Below are 2,227 nucleotides of genomic sequence, written 5' to 3'. Positions count from 1 at the left end.
GTTTGTATCCAAGATTTCCATTCAAATATTCGGTAACAATCTTTATTTTAAATTCCTCACTATATTTGGCCATAATAATACCCCCAGAAGTTAGATTTATTACTCTAACTTCTGGGGGTCGGTACCCATTCCAAAGAACAATCGACTTTTTATATATTTCACGACTAAGATCGTGGAAATATTAAACCTATTATCTTTTGCAAATTGCACTTTTCGGACAAAATGTCCACCTGCCATTTCCCCTAAACAGGAGAATACGAAGGAACAAAAACTTTATGCCAACTCTCCACTCCAATAAAAATAAAGGAAGGTATGAAGGCTTCTACACAACGTGTAGCTTTTAGATAAATATATACATACAGTGTAACAGACAAATTGACTGAATACAATAAAGACTGAAAGGCTTTTGAAATGAAAAAAGAGCCAAAGTACGCAAGTAGTGCATAAAAACTTGCATATTTTAGGCTCTTTAATTTTATTTCTTATTGTGTTAAAGCACTCGTTAGCTTAATTTCACAAACATTTTATTTTATATGTTCTCTTCTACAAGTCGAAAGTCTATTTGGTCTAATATTTATGAAAATTTTAGGAGTGGTTTAATGGTTGTACCCTTATGAGCGTCTTCTACTGCTTTATTGATGTCTTCAAAAGAGTAATACGTAATCAATTTATCAAACGGGAATTTCCCCTGCTTATATAGTTCGATTAATCTAGGGATATATATTTGAGGAACACCTTCACCCATCAAAAATCCTTCATAGTTTCTTTCAAAAAGAATCGTATTGATATCCAACGTTACTTCCGAACCAATAGGACCACCCGCCACTTGTACCGCTCTTCCTGTTACAGTAAGTGAATCCACCGCATTTCTCGAATTTTCAGGGCGACCGCTGGACTCAATAGCGTAGTTTACACCCTTTTCAGCAATCTTCATGATTGCTTCTAAAACATTTCCTTCTCTTGCGTTAATGGTATGTGTGGCTCCTAATTCCTTTGCTAACTCTAATCGGTTTTCTTGAACATCAACGGCAATAATAATGCCGCAATGACATACATTAGCCGCCATAATTGCACTTAATCCTACTGTACCAGCGCCAAAGACAACAATGCTTGTGCCGGGTTCCGGTTTTAATTTATTTAATACCGCTCCACTTCCAGTCTGTACCCCACAACCTAGCGGTCCGAGCATTTCAAGTGGAACATCTTTTGGGACCTTTATGACGTTTCTTGCATTGGCTACCGCGTAATATGCAAAACTAGATTGTCCGAAAAAGTTAGAAGCATCTTGCCCCTCTACGTGTAAGCGAGTAGATCTATCTGCCATTCTTCCTTCAAAATTCAATTCATAAAACCGCTCACAGGCATATGCTTTGCCGGTCAAACAATTGTCGCATGAACCGCAAGAACTATAAGAAAGAACAACATGGTCACCGGGTTGAATATGAGAAATACCGTTGCCGACTTTTTCAACAATCCCTGCCCCTTCATGACCTAGTACTGCAGGAAGTGGAACCGGTTAAGCTTGTGTTTGAGCAAGAATATCGGTGTGGCAAATTCCGGTCCCTACAAGACGAATCAACACTTCATTCGTTTGTGGTTCGTCTATCGTTATGTCTTTAATTTCAAATGGTTCACCACTTCCAAAGGTAACAGCAGCTTTTGTTTGCATGGAAAAACCTCCTTATGATGTTTACTTAATTAAATTTCCCATTTAAGGTGTTTGTACTCCCTTTTCCCAAATCCTTATTGAACTAACCTCCCTTTAGTACAGTAAGCATTGCTTTACAAATATGAATAAAAATAAATGTGTATACAGGTTTAACCTTAAATAATAATTCATAAAGTTTAATAAACATACTGCCAAAACATACATCAGTTAATTGCCAGAAACAGTTATCTTCTTCACCAATGAGTCTCCTGATAGAGAAGACTATTTTGATGTGTAGATTCAATTTTTTGTATATTGAAAAGTTTATGGATGACAAGGGTAAGTAATTATCTCTTGTGAGTAAACGGTGTTAAAAATATTTGAATTAATATCGGGGGCTGGTGGAAACTGGCTGAGATTGCAACTATTCCGTTGCTGACCGTGACAACCTGATTGTTATCCTCATCTAACTGATTTTGGTTATCGTTACATCCTGTTCCAAACCCGATCACGGCTAAAATGGAAAGAAAAATTTTTATTTTGGTTATTTTGTCTTTCATGAAACCATCTCCGTTTTTC

General features: G+C 36.8%; 1 protein-coding gene and 2 pseudogenes. All 3 read right to left on the bottom strand.

Features of this window, described 5'->3' with window-relative positions; genetic code table 11:
• Positions 1-574: 574 nt before the first annotated feature.
• A pseudogene (locus PZE06_RS29725) lies at positions 575-1,501 on the bottom strand (NAD(P)-dependent alcohol dehydrogenase); the annotation flags it as partial.
• A gap of 15 nt (positions 1,502-1,516) precedes the next feature.
• Positions 1,517-1,669 (bottom strand): hypothetical protein, encoded by a 153-nt coding sequence (locus PZE06_RS29715; protein WP_235372130.1) that lies wholly within the window; start codon positions 1,667-1,669, stop codon positions 1,517-1,519.
• Positions 1,670-1,995: 326 nt separating this feature from the next.
• Positions 1,996-2,227, bottom strand: a pseudogene (locus tag PZE06_RS25630) (hypothetical protein); the annotation flags it as partial.

Source organism: Robertmurraya sp. DFI.2.37 (assembly GCF_029211245.1).
Classification (GTDB): domain Bacteria; phylum Bacillota; class Bacilli; order Bacillales; family Cytobacillaceae; genus Robertmurraya; species Robertmurraya methanolica_A.
The sequence above is the reverse complement of the archived record's forward strand: the minus strand, read 5'-3'. Positions and strand labels throughout refer to the sequence as shown.

Coding starts and splice junctions, on each gene's coding strand:
- PZE06_RS29715 (WP_235372130.1), bottom strand. CDS start 1,669: ATGCAAACAAAAGCTGCTGTTACCTTTGGAAGTGGTGAACCATTTGAA.